We start from the raw sequence: 15,360 nt of genomic DNA, 5'->3' as shown, positions 1-15,360 counted from the left end.
TCGGGGTTTCCTATCCTGACGGGTGCGCGCCCTATCGCGGATTTCACGAAGAGGTGGCCTGCAAAATGCCGCTGATCGCGTTGCACGAGACCATCGACCAAAGGCGTTTCGGGCGCCTAGCCCGCCTTCTCGAAGGGATTCGAGCGGAAATCGAGTGCGAGTCCGCGCAACTCCGCCAATCCGGGATAGGATGGAGCAATGCGCCGCGTTCTCCTTGGAGGCGATGGAAAACGGCGAGGACGCCAAACGCCTGTCCGCGAAGGTCGATGCCCTGACCAGGGATCTGGCGATAAATCGTGGGCGACAGGTGCTGCTGGAACAGCAGGTGTTAATTGTGGAGAGCGCCAGAGCGGGGCTGTCGCGCCTTCTCTCTTCCCATAGGGCGTAAGCCCATACGCCAATTGGCGGCGTTTACCTTCCGGGGGCCGGAGGTAGTCTTTTTGCGGCAGTCTGGGATCTCGGGGACTCAGCCTTCAATGAAAATACCAGCCGGAAACCATGGATCGCCTGCATCCGAACGGCGCATGCGCGCAATTGCGGCATGCGCGCGCAGGAGGGATTGAATGGACCGTGTGTTCCCCCAGAGATGGCCGGCGGCGACGGATCAGCTGGCATCCGGCGGTCAGGAGTTCATCGGTCTTTCCGACATAACCGGATTTTTCAAGCGCTATGTCGCAACGATTGTCGCAGCATTGGCCGCGGCATTCCTGGCCGCCGCGTTCTACAATTCGACCACTGACCCTGCGTTCACTGCCATGGCGCAGATCCTGATCGAGCCAAGATTGCCGCAGCATCTCCAGGACGGCGGCGAAGTAACCCTGTCGTTGGACACCGCACAAGTGGAGAGCCAGATCGCGGTGATGCAGTCGGAAAAGATCGCGGCGATGGTTCTCGACCAATTGAAACTCGTCGACGACCCCAAGTTCAACCGACCTCAGACTCCGCCCCTGAGGGACAGATTCCGAAAGATAGGAACGATCGTCGTTGAAGCTTTTGGACTGCAGAATAGCGCGCTCTTCGGCAAGATTCGGAAGTATCTCGGTTTGGACGCTGCTGAAACGCCTGCGACGCTCACCGAATACGAAAAGGGCCGGCGCGCGATGTCGATCTTTCACGACGGCCTCGACGTCCGCAGGGTCGGTGTTTCCTACGCCATAGGCATATCCTTCACCGCCCTGGATCCCAAGGCTGCAGCCGACATTGCCAACGCGACGGCAGACGCCTTCGTGCGCGAGCAGGTTGAAACCAAGGCGGAAGCGGCAAAGGAGGGCGGCGCCTGGCTCGAGATGCGGCTTGAGCAGCTGCGCACCCAAATGAACAAAGCCATGGCGAAGGCGCAGGAATTCCGTTCCCGGCACGACTACAGCGTCAATGGCGGGACCGAAGGAGAAGACGGGGCGAACGCCGTGCCCACCCTTGAGGAGCTTGAGACGACTGCCGAGACCTATCAGAAGATGTATGAGAGCTTCCTGCAGGCTTATACCAATTCGGTGAGCCAGCAATCATACCCTGTTGCCGATGCGAGGGTGATCACGGCCGCCACGGAGCCGCTCTCTCCCAGCGCTCCCCGGCCGAAGCTCATCCTGGCGTTCGCCGCGGTTGCCGGGCTCATCCTCGGGATCGGCCTGTCGTTTGTAAGGCATACGTTCGACTGGACCATAAAGTCGCCGCGGCTTATTCGCGACAACCTGGGTATCGAATGCGTCGGGGAGCTGCCGCACATTGGCAAGGGGAGGGAGACCGGTCGCGTCGACGAAGTGCTGAGACGTCCGCACTCCCGCTACAGCCACAGCCTCCGGAAGGCGCGAACCGAAATCAGCCTTGCGGAAACCGATCATCCGATAAAATTCCTTGGATTGACCGCTGCATCCGACGACAGCGCGAAGAGTTCGGTCATCAGCAACCTTGCCACGCTTTATTCGATGTCCGGCCTGAAGACGCTGGTCATCGATGCCGACGTCCGGCAGCCGACCTTGACGATGCGGCTGCTCGGCCCGTTGCGTGGGCTCGACAGGCCGTGCCATGATCTGGTCCGGCTCAACATCATAAGCACTCCGGGGCGACCGTTCGATTTGCTCCCCAGTTCGGTGGTTAACACCAAGAACTTGTTGGTGCCGGACAACATGGAGGCCTTTCTCTCGGATCTGGCAGCCTGCGACCTTGCGGCCTACGCCTACGATATCGTGATCCTGGACCTGCCGGCGCTTGCCTCGGGGCCTGACATGCTGAAGGTCGGGTCGATCCTGGACGGTGTCGTCATGGTCGCCGAGTGGGGCAAGACACACCTCGAAACGCTGCGCGGTCTCACCAGAACGCTGCAGACCAGCCGGACTCCCATCCTCGGCGTGCTCCTGACGAGAGTCAGGGCGATGACGTCCGCGAACCGCAAAGCATGAGAGCGGGTCGCTCGATATTCCTCCTGTTGAGGCCGCAAAGCATGCAGTGGGATCATTCCTTGGGATTAGAGGGTATAGCCCCGGAGCACCCCGCTACCTCCTTTGCCTTCCTTGCTCGCCGGCACTGGTCTTGGAAGAGTGACGAGAGCAAGTTCGAATTGGCGACCGCCCTATGACAACAAACGCCTTCGAGAAGCAGTCTCGCCAGAGATCTCTAATCTGGGTTGAGCCATTTCTTCCCGTGGAGACCGACAGCCGGCCGGCGGTCGTGCATGTCGTTTCCGCGCCCGATCCCAACAATGCTGGGGCAGTTTGGACCGACCTGTCGCCCTCGCTCAGGGCTGGAACCACAAACCCGCCCCTGGGAGGTCTGTTGAAGCGGATCATGGATCTGATCATCGCCACCTCGGCACTCATTGTTGCCGCGCCCGTAATGATCGTCGTCGTCCTGCTGATAAAGGTGACCGCGGGAGGTCCGGCGGTGTTCTCGCACAGCCGCGTGGGCTTCGGCGGGAAGCCGTTCAAGTGCTACAAGTTCCGCTCGATGGTCACGAATTCCGAAGAGGTGCTCAAGGCATATCTCGAAGCCAATCCCGATGCCGGCATCGAGTGGGAGGAGACGCACAAGATCAGGGACGATCCCCGCGTGACGCCGCTCGGCTGGATGCTCCGCAAATCGAGCCTCGACGAACTGCCCCAGCTCTTCAACATCATCCGCGGCGATATGAGCTGCGTGGGTCCGAGGCCCATCGTGAACGACGAACTCAAGCGCTACGGCGATCATGTCGGGGAGTACCTTCGCACCAGGCCAGGGCTTACAGGCCTCTGGCAGGTCAGTGGCAGAAGCAGCGTGGACTACCCCAGCCGCGTGGCGCTTGACAGCCAGTATGTGCGGAACTGGTCGATCTGGCTCGATCTCGCGATACTGGTCAGAACCGTTTTCGCGGTGATGCGTTTCGACAGGGCGTCCTGAAACCGCAGCCGGGCAATCAGCCCTCGTTCCGCTTCCGGTGCATGGACAGAGACAGCCCGACGATGTAGGCGCAGGCCAATGCGAACGCCAGAATGAGGAACTTGGCAACCGTCACATTGCCGGGCAAACCAAGGCCATTCCAGGCAAAGCTCCCAATCATCAGCAGCGCGGTCGCTGCGATCAAGGCAGGAGCCTTGAATCGCAGCCCGATCAGAATGCCTGAGGCAAATACGGCGACTACACTCATCAGCACCGACGTCTCCAATGGTGGCACCCCAGGGTACCGATTGACCGCAGTTGGGAGGAATCAACATGCAATTGGTGCAGAAGCGATCGAAGCACAGATATGCGGCCTAAAAATACATGGCAAGCGCCGAGGCCGGATGATCCCCTGGCATCGGGTACTTGTCTGCACCTTTTTTGGTGGTATCGGGCTGAGGCGGCTCGCTCCGAGGCTGTGGCCCCCTTGGCTTTGCGATGGCAGCGACCGCAAGCACCAACGCATGTCGCCCAAGGTGCGCAGCGGCTCTGGGAAAACGACATGAGTTGATACAGAGGCTTAAAAGCGCGTCGCGCGAATCCGCTTCAGCGCGACGCGCTTCAGTGACGGTCGATCAAGCTGCCAAGGGACAGCGGCCTGCCGTTCTTGCCGACATCGTTCCTGGGTGTCAGTTGGTGCCCTGGATCGGCAGCGTCTCCGCCTGCAAGCCGCCCACTGCCGCAGGGAGGGCCGCCACGCCCGACTGCGGTCGGGGAATTTCGATCTTGACGGTATCGCCTGGCTCGATCAGCGTCGTTTCGTCAGCCGAGCGCTCTTCGGACCCGCTGGCCGTCGTCCTGACGATCTTGAAGATGGGCTTGGTCCTTTCGGAGCGCTCCCTCAGCGCGAGCAGAGCAGGGGCGGTGACCTCGGTTTCGTGCAGCAGTTGGACAGCGGTGTCGGCCTTGCTGGTAATTTCGTTGAGTTGCTGCTGCGTTTCGCGCAAGGCCCCTGCAATCTCGTTTGCGTGTTGATTGCCGAGGTTGAGGATCTCGATGTCGGTCTTGCTTATCTCCTGCCGGACCCGCAGGAGCGAGGTCTCGGCAACCAGTTTGTCGCTCTGCATCTGCGCAAGCGTACCTTCCAGCGATAGTTCCCGCGGCGCAACCGCCAGCCCTTTCTGCACCAGGGTGGAGACGCCAGCGAGCTCCTTCTGGATGAGTTCGATCTGCTTGTCGTGGAAGGTCATCTGCTGCCCGAGCGAATCCAATTCCTTTTCCAGAAATTCCTTCAGATCGTTCAGCGAGCGGAGTTGCGTGGTCATCGCATCTTTGCGGACGGCGAAGATTTTGCGCTCCTGCTCCATCGCTATCGCCACCGTCGGGTTCGAAGCCCTCACGTTCAGCTCCGGCGGGAAGGAGATCTCGTCGCTGCCGGCCTGTTCGGACTCCAGCCGCGCCTTGCGCGAAAGCAGGCTCACGCTGGACTGCGCCAGCAAATCCACCTCGCCTTGACCGGCGATAACTTCACGCTCGAGTCTCGGGATATCTTCCTCGCGTGTCCGCAAGCCGCCGGCGATACCCATTGCCTGCAATACCGTCAGGCCGGGTCTGTAGGGAAATTCGCCGGGCTGCGCGACGTTGCCGACGATATAGAACGGTCTGTACTGAGCGATCTCGACGGCTACATCCGGCGGCCGGCCGAGGCCCATCTGCTGCATCAGACGGCCGCCGATCGCGCGGGCAAGGTCGCCGGGCGCGGTTCCCTGTGCGCGTATCTGGCCGACGAACGGCAAGAAGAGCGTGCCGTCGGCGCCGACGGTAAAGTCGTCGTTGAGCGCAGTCCACTCGAAGAACACGTCGCGCGAAGCGCGCCATTCGTAGACCTTGAGCCTGACTTTGTCCTGCGGGCCGAGGAGATACTCGTCGGCCATCGTCGGCAGGGTCCAGCCGGTCATTGCCGCCAATGAAGCCACTGCCGTCACCACCCATTTGCGCATGGTCTTGCCCACCGTCAAATCTTCAGGATGTATTCGGGTTCGATGCGCCCCATCGCGACATGGAGGATCGCCAGCATATTGCCTCTCAGCCTGCCCCTGCGGTCGACATAAGGCTCGGGCCGCAGGCTCTTTGCGAGATTGGCCGCTATGTTCCTGAACATCAGGGGAAGCGCGAACGAGGCGGGAACGGAGCCCTTCCTGATCAGGTAGATCGGATTTGCGACCTGAGAGTAGCCGAACCGTTCCCCGCTCACCCGCCCAGTCTTGATGCCGAGATGGACGCCTTTGATCGAAGTCACGCAAACCACCCGGCCCCTGGATCTCATCTGACTGGTGAAGTCGATGTCTTCCTGCCAGCCGTAGAGGACGAGGCGCTCATCGAAGCGCAAGTCGCCGACAAGCGAGGAACGCAGGGACATGTTGCAGCCGTATGCGCCGACATGGTCGACGACGGATGGTCCATCGGCTCCTCCGCCATTGGCCTCTCGCAGGGCGGCTTCGGCATCTTGCCAGGTGAGGCCCGCGTTGCTGGCCCCGTCCCGCACGACATTGCCCATCACCACCGCCCAGTTGTCATGTTCCTCGAAGGCCTTCTCGACCTGCTCCAGGTAGTTGGCCGACGGAACGAAATCGTCGTCGAAGAAGGTGATGACGTCGAAGCGCGCCAAGGACGTGGCAAGGGCGGAGTTGCGCTGGGCAGCCAGCCCCTTCGGTCCGAAAACGGGCGACACAGGGAACGGATGGCTTGCCGGCAACTCGACATGGGTAGAGTCGGGTGCCGACAATATGACCTCGTCGGGAAGCCTCGTCTGGCCGCCCAGATAGGCGAGCAGGCGCGCCAGCTGTTCCTTGCGGCCGAGGGTCGGGATGATCACTGCCAGTCTCATGCTCGATCCATATGTCGGTTTCCAAGAGGCTAGACCGGCCAGGGGAGCGAAACAGCATGCATAAAAGGAGACGGACCGGACTTGCCCTACCCCTGGGCACAGGCTTTCGGAGTATTTCCGCCGTGGAGCCACAGCCGTAAGTACTAGGCACGCATGCGCCTGAGGCAGCCGGTACCCGATCGGACAACTTGCCGGGAGCGTGACGTGGAACCGAGATTGCCGGGTCTACTGGTGCCAGGGGGACCCATGCTCCACGAACGCTCTTCCGATTTGGCGGTCGCGGCCAGGCTCGACATGCCCATCGAGGATCTGCCAGCCGCGCCGGAGTTTCCGGTCGATAGATACGCGAAGATAGCGGTCGTTCACGACTGGTGCCCGAATTTCCGCGGCGGCGAACGGGTCCTGGCGCAGATCTGCAAGCAGTTTCCCAATGCCGAGGTCTTCACGCTTTTCGATTTTCTGCCGGCCGAGGTTAAAGAGCAATATTTCCGCGACGTGGAATTCCACACCTCCGCGGCCAACCGCATCCCGATGGTGCAGAAATTCTATCGGTCCCTTTTCTTCTTCTGCCCCTTCCTGATCGAGCAGTTCGACGTGACGGGCTACGATGCGGTGATCTCATCCTCGGCCGCATTCTCGCGCGGCGTGATCACCAGGCCGGACCAACCGCATCTCTGCTATGTGCACAGCCCCGTCCGCTACGCCTGGGACGAGCAGTTTTCCTACCTCCAGCAAGGGCGGCTCGGCTTCGGTCCGAAGGGATTTCTCTACCGCTACATGCTTCATCGCCTGAGGACCTGGGACACCAGGACCGCGCATGGCCCGGACCTGATGCTGGCGAACTCGAACTATGTCCGCTCCCGTATCCAGCACATCTACGGCCGCGACGCGCGTGTCGTCTTCCCGCCCGTTGCGCTCGGAGAACTGCCATGCGTGGATGACAAGGACGACTATTACGTCTCCGCATCCTTTCTCGCCCCGTACAAGCGCACGGACCTCGTCATCCGCGCCTTCAACGAGATGCCGTCGCGGCGGCTGGTCATCGTCGGCGAGGGGCAGCAGTCGGCCGGCTTGCGGGCGCTCGCCGGCCCGAACATCACCTTCTCGGGTTACCTGCCCCGGCAGGACTACGTGGACACCGTGGCACGGGCGAAGGCAATGGTCTTCGCCGGCTGCGAGGATTTTGGCATAGCGCTGGCCGAGGCGCAGGCCTGCGGGACGCCGCTGATCGCCTTCGGCCGCGGCGGGGCGGTCGACATAGTGAGGCGCCTTGGTTCATCGCCCGAGCCGACGGGAGTGCTGTTCAAGGCGCAGACTGTCGATCATCTCAAGGAAGCAGTCGAACGGTTCGAGCAGAACAGCCATGCGATCGCGCCCCGGGCCTGCTCCAGGAATGCGGGACGCTTTTCTGAAGAGAACTTCGACCGCGCCATCCTGGAATCGCTGGGAGCCGTACAGGCGCTTCACGAGATCACGTGAACTCGCGCACCCTGACGATCCTCGTTTCCGTATCGACGCCATCGGCGGCGGCCATCGCTTCGAGATAGCGCAGGGCCGTTTCCCTCCAGCAGTAGTCCAAGGCTCTCTCTTTTCCCCTCGCCACCATCCGCAGCTGCAGCGCCTCGGAACTGCGCAGCCGCATGAAATGCGCGAACCAGGCCTCCGGGTCGTCGGGAGGCGCAAACAGCGCCGCGTCGCTGCAGACTTCCGGCAGGCTGGCGCGGTCGGAAACCACCACCGGGCAGCCGATTGCCATCGCCTCGAGGGCAGGCAGGCCGAAACCTTCCGTGAGCGAAGAGAAGGCCAGGCAGAGCGAGTCCTCAAGCAGAGCCACCAGCTCGCTGTCGGAGATGCGACCGAGCCAATGAATGTTTTGCGCTTCGGTCCTGGTCGATTCCGAGCGGAAAACGCGCGAATCCGACATGCCGACAATCGCGATCCTGAGCCCGTTTTCGGCAAGGCGGCCGGCCATGTTCAGGATGAGCTCCACATTCTTGTGCGGTGCGGCGCTGCCGATCAGGACGATGGTTTCCGGCGAAGCCGCCCGTCGTGTCGCCGGCGAATGTTCAGGCGTCCACCGCAAGGCATGCTCATGGCCGTTCGGCGCCACGAAAGCCCGTCTCGCCGGGATGACGCCACGGCGGACCAGCTCGCCCAGCGAGTAGTTGGAAACGGTCGAAATGCCCCATGCGGTCCTGCCGAGACACGGCAGCAGCATTCTGTAGAAGCTCCTGAAGGCAAGCGAGTAGCTTTGCGGGGCGTTCCAGACATTTGCGTCATGTATGCAGACGATCTGCTTCCGGCAAAAGAGCGGTCCTGTGTTGCAGAGGCTGAGCAGTCCGCCGCCGCCGAGAGATGAGGGAAGCTGCGTCTGCTCCCAGGCATGGCCGCGCCCGCTGCCGATCTCGCGGCGTTCGATGAAAGCGAGGGGGATTTCCTCCGATCCAGGCGGGCAGTGCAGTCCAATTTCCAGGCCGCGGGCCAAAGGCACCTGTTCCGCGATCAACGCGTCGAGCCAACGGACGACCTCGCGCGCATAGCGTTGGACGCCGGTTGTCGGCTGGGAAAGGAAGCGCCCGTTGATTGTCCAGCGCCGTGTCATGGCAACCTCTTTGAACCCTCAGTGTGGTGGGGCGGCGACGCGGGGTCACCATGGCCATCGGGTCATGCGGTTCGCCGGCAATCATTCGGATGGGCGAGATCGGGCGGCCTTCCTACCTCAAACGTCTGAGGACCTCCGCGCCGCCGGGGATGCTAGTCTGGCCATGAGTTCCGAAAGGACCGGGGAAGGGTATGGGCAAGCTCGATTTCGATACGACAGACGCGCCACCCCGACAGCGCAATGGACATCGCCCCGACACGCCGCTGGTGAAATCGCTGGCCGAGAATGCCCAGAATTCGATCGGGCATTCCGCGTGGTCCTTGGAAAAACCGGAAACGCCGAGACGGCGCTGGACCATAAACGGAGACTTCACGACACTTCGGCCGAACGGTGTGGCCCGCTACGCCCGCGAGGTCACGATGGCGCTCGATGCCCTCATTTCGGAGCGGCATCCGCTCGGGCGCGACCTGGATATCGATCTCGTCGTGCCGCGCCCGCTGTCGGAACCTCTCCATCTCGACGCCATCGCCGTCCGAGTGGTTCCCGAGTTCAACCGGCCGCGCCTTCCCCAGTTCTGGGTGCAGGCGCAGTTGCCCTGGCATGTGCCCGGAGGGTTGCTGAGCTTCTGCAACCTCGCCCCCATCGTGCTGAAGCGCCAGATCGCCTGCATCCACGACATGCACACCAGGCTGATGCCGTCGAGCTATGGACGCGGCTTCCGCTGGGCGCACCGCCTCATTCTGCCGGCGCTCGGCAGGCGGGCAGCCCGCATCACCACCGTCTCGCAACTCTCGCGCAGCCATCTGGTGGCGTTCGGCATCGCTCCGGACGAAAACATCGTCATCACCTACAACGGCAGCGATCACGCCAGGAGATGGGATGCCGCGAGATCGTCGCTGACCGTCGACCGTGGCAGACCCTATGTGCTCTGCCTTGGCAGACGGGATCAGGAATACAAGAACATGGGACTTCTCGCCCGGCTGGCTCCGCTCCTCGATGAGATGGGTCTGGATCTGTGGATGCCGGGCGATGTCGACGAAGCCACGCTCCTGCGATACGTCCCGAACTTGCCCGGCAACATCGTCTTCCTTGGCCGCATAGGCGATGACGACTTCAAGAAGACGCTCGAGGGCGCGCTCTGCTTCCTGTTTCCGTCACGCATCGAAGGGTTCGGGCTTCCGGCCGTCGAAGCGATGGCGTCGGGCTGTCCCGTCATTGCATCGACCTCGCCGTGCCTCCCGGAGATCTGCGGGGATTCAGCCCTCTATGCCGATCCGGACGACGTCCATTCATGGGCCGAGAAGGTTCGCCTGCTCCTGCTCAACCCGGCCCTGCGCGAGTGGCTGGTGACCAAGGGCAACGCCAAGGCGAGCAGCTATTCGTGGCGCTGGATCGCATGGAAATATCTGGAACTGATGGTTCAGGTCGATGCCGATTTCGCAACCCAATCCCTGTCCTTTGTTCGTGGCGGAGCAACGTGATGCCTTGTCCTCGGCCAGAACTTGGAGACAGCGCTGGCGTCTGCAGCAAGCCCACACCGACGAAAAGGCGCCGCCGGCCAGCCATGGGAAGGCAGCGCTGATGGCTCGCATCGATGTAGCCATACCCTGCTACAACGCCGGAAGGTACCTCGCGCAATGCATCCGCAGTGTGCTTTCGCAGGACATCGACGACCTCCGCATCATCGTCATTGACAATGCCTCGACCGACGACAGCGTGGAGGTGGCGCGCCGCTTCGCTGCCGAGGACAGTCGGATTGAAATCGTCCGCCATGCCAGAAATCTTGGGCCGGTAGCGTCCTTCAACGAAGGCATCGACCTTGCGCGCGGCGACTACTTCGTCATCCTGTGCGCCGACGATCTCCTTGCGGACGGTTCGCTCCGGCGCGCCATCGACGTCCTCGAAAGCAATCCGACGGCTGTTTTCGCCATTGGCTCCGAACTTAGCATGATCGACGGAGAGGATTTCGTCGAGCCAAGTCAACCGGATCGATGGCGGATCAGGGAAGGGGCGGGATTCATCGAGGATTGCTGCCGCCATCTAGGGCTATCCCTGGCCTTGGGAGCTGTGGTGGTCAAGACGGCGGCGCAAAAGGCGGCGGGGCACTACCGGGCGTCGCTTCCCCACGCAGACGACCTGGAGATCGCGCTTCGCCTCGCCCGGTTGGGTTGCGTCGTCGAGTTCGAAGGCGCCCTCGGCATCCGCCGCCTGCATCCGGAGCAAATGACGGTTGTCTACTTTTCAGACAAACTGATCCAGCTGAAGGAACGGGAGGCGGTATTCAACAGCTTCTTCACAAGGGAAGGAGCGGCGATGCGGGAAGCAAACCGGTTGCATCGCATAGCCATGCACAGAATTGGCGACGCTGCCTATTGGTCGGCAATCTCCCATCTGTTCCGGGGAAAGACAGCGTACGGCGTCGAGCTGTTTAGATATTGCTTTTCGCTAACGCCGTTATCGAGGCTGTTCCCGCCGATGGGACATTTTTATCGAAAGAAGGGGACCTTAAAACGAGCGCTGTCGGTGATTTCGGGTCGGGTGGGCTCGGTTGCCAACCACGCGGAGGATCGCGCGTGACCAGGAGGCGGCTTGGTGTCGTCTATCTGACGGACGGCAGGCGTGACGATCTGACCTATGCCAGTGCTGCCGCGCTAGGCTTGAACCAATCGCGTGAGATAGACATTCACATCGTTCAGGCTGGTTTCCGCTCGGCCCCGCCGCCAACCGTGCTCAGGTTCCTCCAGGCGAAGGGGCATCGGCTGGCGACCCATACCCTGCTGATGGTCGATCGGGGTCTGCCAGGTCGCGGCCACATAACGCCGACTGCGTACGCAAAGACCGACGCGATCGCAATGGTTTCCAACGAACACGATGTCATCTGTTACCTGGACAATGACACGCTGGCCGTGCGGCCTCTTGATCTGGAAATTGCCGCGCCAAAAACGCAGCCGCTGGCCGCGGTGCCCGACCTATCCGTGTCCACGGGCAGCGACAATCCCGCCTTCTTCGCTAACTGCGACAAGCACGGCCTTCAGCGACGCTACTTCAACTCCGGCCTGCTGGTCATCAATGCCTCCCGATGGATTGCTTCGGGAATTCCCGAGCGATACGAAGCCGCGGTCAAGGCCCATGCCGACTTCTGCCCCTATTGGGATGGAGCATGCAATGATCTCGACCAATGCGCCTTCAACATAGCCGCCGGCGGATCATGGGAAACACTTCCGCTGGAATTCAACGTGCAGAAGTCCGCCTTTCAGACCGCCTATTGGGACCGTGCATTGATCCGTCACTACACCGGGCCCGAGAAATTCCTCCCCGCGAGAGCTCACCGCGCCGACAGGAAGGAGCGGTCCGTACTTCGTCGCATAGCGCATGAATGCCAGGATCTCGGCCTGGAAGTTCCTTCTGGCTATCTGGGATTGGCATACTGGGCAAACGGACTGCGCAGGAAAGCCGAGCGGATCAGGATTTCGCGGCTGATCGGGCAGCTCTCTTGATCCAATCACAACGAACCGGCGGGCTCCCGCGGCGTGCGCGGGTCAGCCTGCCGAGGCACGAACCCGCCGAAATTCCGGGATGGTTCTGACGATCTCGCCGAGCAGCGGATGCCTGGTAAGGACCAGTGCCGTTGCCCATCCGATCAGTGCCAGCAATCCCGCGCCAAATGCCTGCCCGTATGAAAGGCCGGCGACGGAGCCGTAAGCCCAGGTTACGGCGAGCGGAGGGAGCACGCTCGCGACGGCCACGACAGCGCTTCTCCATATCGCCGCGGCGATGTCCCTGCGTCTCAGTCCCAACCTGCGACGGACGAAGCTCAGAGCGACAAATGCCTGGAAAGGAACGGTCACCAGCATGCACCAGACGGCTGCGTGCAGTCCGCCGAAAATTACGGCTATCGACAAGATGACCCCGGAAAGCGGGAAGGCGATCAATGCCCGAATGAGCAAGTCGCGGATCGCGCCCACCGCCACCGTCACCGGATAATTGAGCTGGAAACTGAACGAGAAAAGAAGGGCGATAGCGACGACCTGGACGAGCGGGGCGGCCTCGACCCATTGGTGACCGAGCGTGATTTCTATGACGGGACGCGCCAGCACCGAAAGCACCAGGAGCGCGGGCCAGTGGAGTCCGGTGATGAGAGAAAGGGCCGCGAGATATGGGCGTTTCAAATCCCTGCCTTGCCTGACCTCGGCCGAGAAGGCCGGCAGCACGACGCTCATCGCTCCTCCGAGGATGAGTTTGTCGGGTATCTGACCGATCAACAGGGTGCGACTGAACAAGCCCGCGGCATTCGGCGACACGAAGCGGCCCAGGAGCAGCAAAGGCAGGGCATCGAAGATGTAGAAGATGATGGCGATGGCGCCATTGTACCCGCCGAACGAGATCATCGCGCGCCAGTTGGCGAAGGACGGCTTGAACATCCAGAAATGGGGGCGCAGGGCCAGGGCGAGCGCCGCGGCAAGCCCGCTGCCGATCAGCCATCCCCAAGCGAAGCTCATGTAGCTGAAGCCGGCAAACGCAAGCGCGATTGTTGCCGCCGAAGCCGTCACCGCCCCGGTGATGTTGATGGCCGCCACCTTGCCAAAGGACATTTCCCGCCGGAGCAGGGCGTTGATCAGAATGAAGCAAGCATCGAGGAAGAGGCAGATCGAGACGATGTGGAAGTAGGGGATAAGGTTGGGCTGCCGATAGAAGAGAGCCAATCCGGGGGAGACGGCGACGAGAACGGCTGCGATGATCCCAGTAAGGATGAACATCACAGTAAATGCCGCGCCGATATCTTCTCGGCTCAGTTCGTCGCGCTGTATCAGGTAGCTCGAACTCGAGAATTCCCTGACGGACATGATAATCGCCAGGATAGCGGTGCCGATCGCCGATACCCCGATCTCTTCGGGCGTCAAGATCCGCGAGACCGCGGCAGCAGTGGCAAAATTCGTGGCAAACAGCACGTAGCGTTCACCCGTGCTAATCAGGAGTGCGCGTTTTACGCCGAGCATGGGTGCTGTTCTTCTCCAGTCAGGCGGGAGCTCGTCCGCCTCGATCGATCACCGATAGTCCGACAAACGAGTTGGAAGATCATGCCGCCAAAAAGGCTAAGGGACGCACCCGCCCAAAGGGGTAGCGCTGAACGTGCCGGTCCTGCCTGTCGACCACTCGGCAACGACCCGCATCTGTCGCTGCAACTAGGACATGCGGCCTTACGCTCGGAGGTTGTTAGGACGGCCGAGTGAGGTGCTCCTCCCGGCGCTGCGATCGCCTCGGTATCGACGGAAGCCTTCAGGATATCCATTGGACGTAAGGATGCCCTCGCCGGAGGGATGCGTTGTGTTGTGGCAGGATCGACCTACGATCGATGGCCTGTTCCGACATGGCTGGGAATGCGATGGGCAGGCAGAACCGCGAGCTGTATGGGCTTCAGATGCTCCGCGCGATTGCGGCGCTTGCTGTGGTCGTTCGCCATACCCTCGACATGTCGGAGGGATCGGAAGCTGGGCGCTTCGGCCCTTACTGGGTGGCAACATCCGGTGGCGCCGGAGTCGATCTGTTCTTCGTGATCAGTGGGTTTATCATGGTCTATGTGAGCTTCCCTTTTGGGCGGCTCCCTGATTCACCAAAGGATTTCATCATCAAACGGGCAACGCGCATTTTCCCGTTATACTGGATATGCAGCGCCGCCATCTTCGCGGTATCGGCAGTTGGGTTCCTGCACAACAAGCACATAGACTCGTATACTTTATTAAACTCCGCACTATTGCTCCCAGGTGACAAGCTGGTGTTTGTCGCATGGACGCTGTCATATGAGATATATTTCTACGTGATTTTTTCGATTTGTCTGGCGTTGGGCAGGATGGGGCCAACATCTATTGCGGCCATATTCCTGATGATCGTTGGGATTGCGTTTGGGGGCCGGATTCAGGATCCGACATTCGCCAATTTCGTCTCCAGCCCTCTCATTCTGGAATTCTGTTTCGGCATCATTTTGGCGCTGTTGTTTTGCGCTGGAGGAAAATGGAAAGTCCCGCAAGCTCTCAGTGTCATAGGATTTGCGGCGATAATTGCGGCTTCGATTTTCACGATGCAACACGATGCCGCGCCGGATGCCACTCGGGTCATTATGTGGGGTATTCCGGCGACTTTGATTGTGGCGGCCTTTCTCAATGTCGAGCGGCCGCGGTCGAAACTGGGCCGAGCCGCCGTGCTGCTCGGCGACGCATCTTACGCGCTCTATCTGACGCACATCTTCGTCATGTTGGCATATGGCTGGCTGATCAAGTCGACATTTGTTGGAGGGGTGTCGCAAGTTCCGTTCGTTCCTGCGGTCATATGCGTATGCATTGTTGTCGGCGTGCTGACACATCTGTTGCTGGAAAAGCCAATTCTGGACTTCATCCGGAAGGCCATAAAACGCCAGCGGAGCCGGCGGCCGGTGGAGGTTGGCACTTTGCCAAGATAATGCAACCGACTGCTGCCATAACGACGCAGCCTGAGACTTAGGGTTACGTCCGAAAGGGGTAGTACCGGG

At 61.2% G+C, this 15,360-nt stretch carries 13 protein-coding genes; 8 read left to right on the top strand and 5 right to left on the bottom strand.

The genetic code is table 11. The annotated features are described in order from the left end of the window. Positions 1-223: 223 nt before the first annotated feature. From P9236_RS22045 to P9236_RS22035, 3 genes are all read left to right on the top strand, one after another. Positions 224-388 carry a hypothetical protein gene (locus tag P9236_RS22045; RefSeq protein WP_278076669.1) on the top strand — a complete coding sequence of 55 codons (165 nt, stop codon included), beginning with the start codon at positions 224-226 and terminating at the stop codon, positions 386-388. 175 nt (positions 389-563) lie between these two features. Further along, positions 564-2,396, top strand: coding sequence for a GNVR domain-containing protein (locus tag P9236_RS22040; protein WP_278076668.1), 1,833 nt, complete (start codon positions 564-566; stop codon positions 2,394-2,396). 385 nt (positions 2,397-2,781) lie between these two features. Beyond that, positions 2,782-3,369 carry a sugar transferase gene (locus P9236_RS22035; protein ID WP_278076667.1) on the top strand — a complete coding sequence of 196 codons (588 nt, stop codon included), beginning with the start codon at positions 2,782-2,784 and terminating at the stop codon, positions 3,367-3,369. A 16-nt stretch (positions 3,370-3,385) separates the two neighbouring features. On the opposite strand, the gene P9236_RS22030 is transcribed toward P9236_RS22035, so the two are convergent. The 3 genes from P9236_RS22030 to P9236_RS22020 form a co-directional block, all read right to left on the bottom strand. Further along, the gene (locus P9236_RS22030; RefSeq protein WP_278076666.1) at positions 3,386-3,616 is read right to left on the bottom strand and encodes a hypothetical protein; all 231 of its coding nucleotides are present in this window, start codon (positions 3,614-3,616) and stop codon (positions 3,386-3,388) included. Positions 3,617-4,037: 421 nt separating this feature from the next. Beyond that, entirely contained in the window at positions 4,038-5,360 is a 1,323-nt protein-coding gene (locus P9236_RS22025) for a polysaccharide biosynthesis/export family protein (protein WP_278076665.1), read from the bottom strand. A gap of 2 nt (positions 5,361-5,362) precedes the next feature. Continuing rightward, a complete protein-coding gene (locus P9236_RS22020; protein WP_278076664.1) occupies positions 5,363-6,235 on the bottom strand; it encodes a glycosyltransferase family 2 protein in 873 nt (290 codons plus the stop codon). A gap of 294 nt (positions 6,236-6,529) precedes the next feature. Between P9236_RS22020 and P9236_RS22015 the strand changes: the two genes are divergently transcribed. Next, positions 6,530-7,714: a glycosyltransferase gene (locus P9236_RS22015; RefSeq protein ID WP_278076729.1), complete on the top strand. Its 1,185-nt coding sequence runs from the start codon at positions 6,530-6,532 to the stop codon at positions 7,712-7,714. On the opposite strand, the gene P9236_RS22010 is transcribed toward P9236_RS22015, so the two are convergent. Further along, positions 7,707-8,837 carry a glycosyltransferase family 1 protein gene (locus P9236_RS22010; protein WP_278076663.1) on the bottom strand — a complete coding sequence of 377 codons (1,131 nt, stop codon included), beginning with the start codon at positions 8,835-8,837 and terminating at the stop codon, positions 7,707-7,709. The genes P9236_RS22015 and P9236_RS22010 overlap by 8 nt on opposite strands. A 191-nt stretch (positions 8,838-9,028) precedes the next feature. On the opposite strand from P9236_RS22010, the gene P9236_RS22005 reads away from it, so the two are divergent. The 3 genes from P9236_RS22005 to P9236_RS21995 all read left to right on the top strand — a co-directional run bounded on the left by P9236_RS22005 (position 9,029) and on the right by P9236_RS21995 (position 12,334). Next, positions 9,029-10,318, top strand: coding sequence for a glycosyltransferase family 1 protein (locus tag P9236_RS22005; protein ID WP_278076662.1), 1,290 nt, complete (start codon positions 9,029-9,031; stop codon positions 10,316-10,318). Positions 10,319-10,418: 100 nt separating this feature from the next. Next, positions 10,419-11,414, top strand: coding sequence for a glycosyltransferase family A protein (locus P9236_RS22000; RefSeq protein ID WP_278076661.1), 996 nt, complete (start codon positions 10,419-10,421; stop codon positions 11,412-11,414). Next, on the top strand, positions 11,411-12,334 hold the full coding sequence (locus P9236_RS21995; protein ID WP_278076660.1) for a glycosyltransferase: 924 nt from the start codon (positions 11,411-11,413) through the stop codon (positions 12,332-12,334). The genes P9236_RS22000 and P9236_RS21995 overlap by 4 nt, the downstream gene beginning before the upstream one ends. 42 nt (positions 12,335-12,376) lie before the next feature. Here P9236_RS21995 and P9236_RS21990 read toward each other — a convergent pair whose 3' ends face one another. Then, positions 12,377-13,834, bottom strand: a complete 1,458-nt coding sequence (locus tag P9236_RS21990; RefSeq protein WP_278076659.1) for an oligosaccharide flippase family protein — start codon at positions 13,832-13,834, stop codon at positions 12,377-12,379. 356 nt (positions 13,835-14,190) lie between these two features. Here P9236_RS21990 and P9236_RS21985 point away from each other — a divergent pair, with 356 nt between their 5' ends. After that, positions 14,191-15,291 (top strand): acyltransferase, encoded by a 1,101-nt coding sequence (locus tag P9236_RS21985; protein ID WP_278076658.1) that lies wholly within the window; start codon positions 14,191-14,193, stop codon positions 15,289-15,291. Positions 15,292-15,360 lie beyond the last annotated feature (69 nt).

Origin of the sequence: Mesorhizobium sp. WSM4884 (assembly GCF_029625675.1) — a bacterium.
Lineage (GTDB): Bacteria > Pseudomonadota > Alphaproteobacteria > Rhizobiales > Rhizobiaceae > Mesorhizobium.
The sequence above is the reverse complement of the archived record's forward strand: the minus strand, read 5'-3'. Positions and strand labels throughout refer to the sequence as shown.

What these genes read in the sequence shown, in the direction of transcription:
- P9236_RS22045 (WP_278076669.1), top strand. Translation starts at nt 224, where the DNA reads ATGGAAAACGGCGAGGACGCCAAACGCCTGTCCGCGAAGGTCGATGCC.
- P9236_RS22040 (WP_278076668.1), top strand. Translation starts at nt 564, where the DNA reads ATGGACCGTGTGTTCCCCCAGAGATGGCCGGCGGCGACGGATCAGCTG.
- P9236_RS22035 (WP_278076667.1), top strand. Translation starts at nt 2,782, where the DNA reads ATGGATCTGATCATCGCCACCTCGGCACTCATTGTTGCCGCGCCCGTA.
- P9236_RS22030 (WP_278076666.1), bottom strand. Translation starts at nt 3,616, where the DNA reads ATGAGTGTAGTCGCCGTATTTGCCTCAGGCATTCTGATCGGGCTGCGA.
- P9236_RS22020 (WP_278076664.1), bottom strand. Translation starts at nt 6,235, where the DNA reads ATGAGACTGGCAGTGATCATCCCGACCCTCGGCCGCAAGGAACAGCTG.
- P9236_RS22015 (WP_278076729.1), top strand. Translation starts at nt 6,530, where the DNA reads ATGCCCATCGAGGATCTGCCAGCCGCGCCGGAGTTTCCGGTCGATAGA.
- P9236_RS22010 (WP_278076663.1), bottom strand. Translation starts at nt 8,837, where the DNA reads ATGACACGGCGCTGGACAATCAACGGGCGCTTCCTTTCCCAGCCGACA.
- P9236_RS22005 (WP_278076662.1), top strand. Translation starts at nt 9,029, where the DNA reads ATGGGCAAGCTCGATTTCGATACGACAGACGCGCCACCCCGACAGCGC.
- P9236_RS22000 (WP_278076661.1), top strand. Translation starts at nt 10,419, where the DNA reads ATGGCTCGCATCGATGTAGCCATACCCTGCTACAACGCCGGAAGGTAC.
- P9236_RS21990 (WP_278076659.1), bottom strand. Translation starts at nt 13,834, where the DNA reads ATGCTCGGCGTAAAACGCGCACTCCTGATTAGCACGGGTGAACGCTAC.
- P9236_RS21985 (WP_278076658.1), top strand. Translation starts at nt 14,191, where the DNA reads ATGGCCTGTTCCGACATGGCTGGGAATGCGATGGGCAGGCAGAACCGC.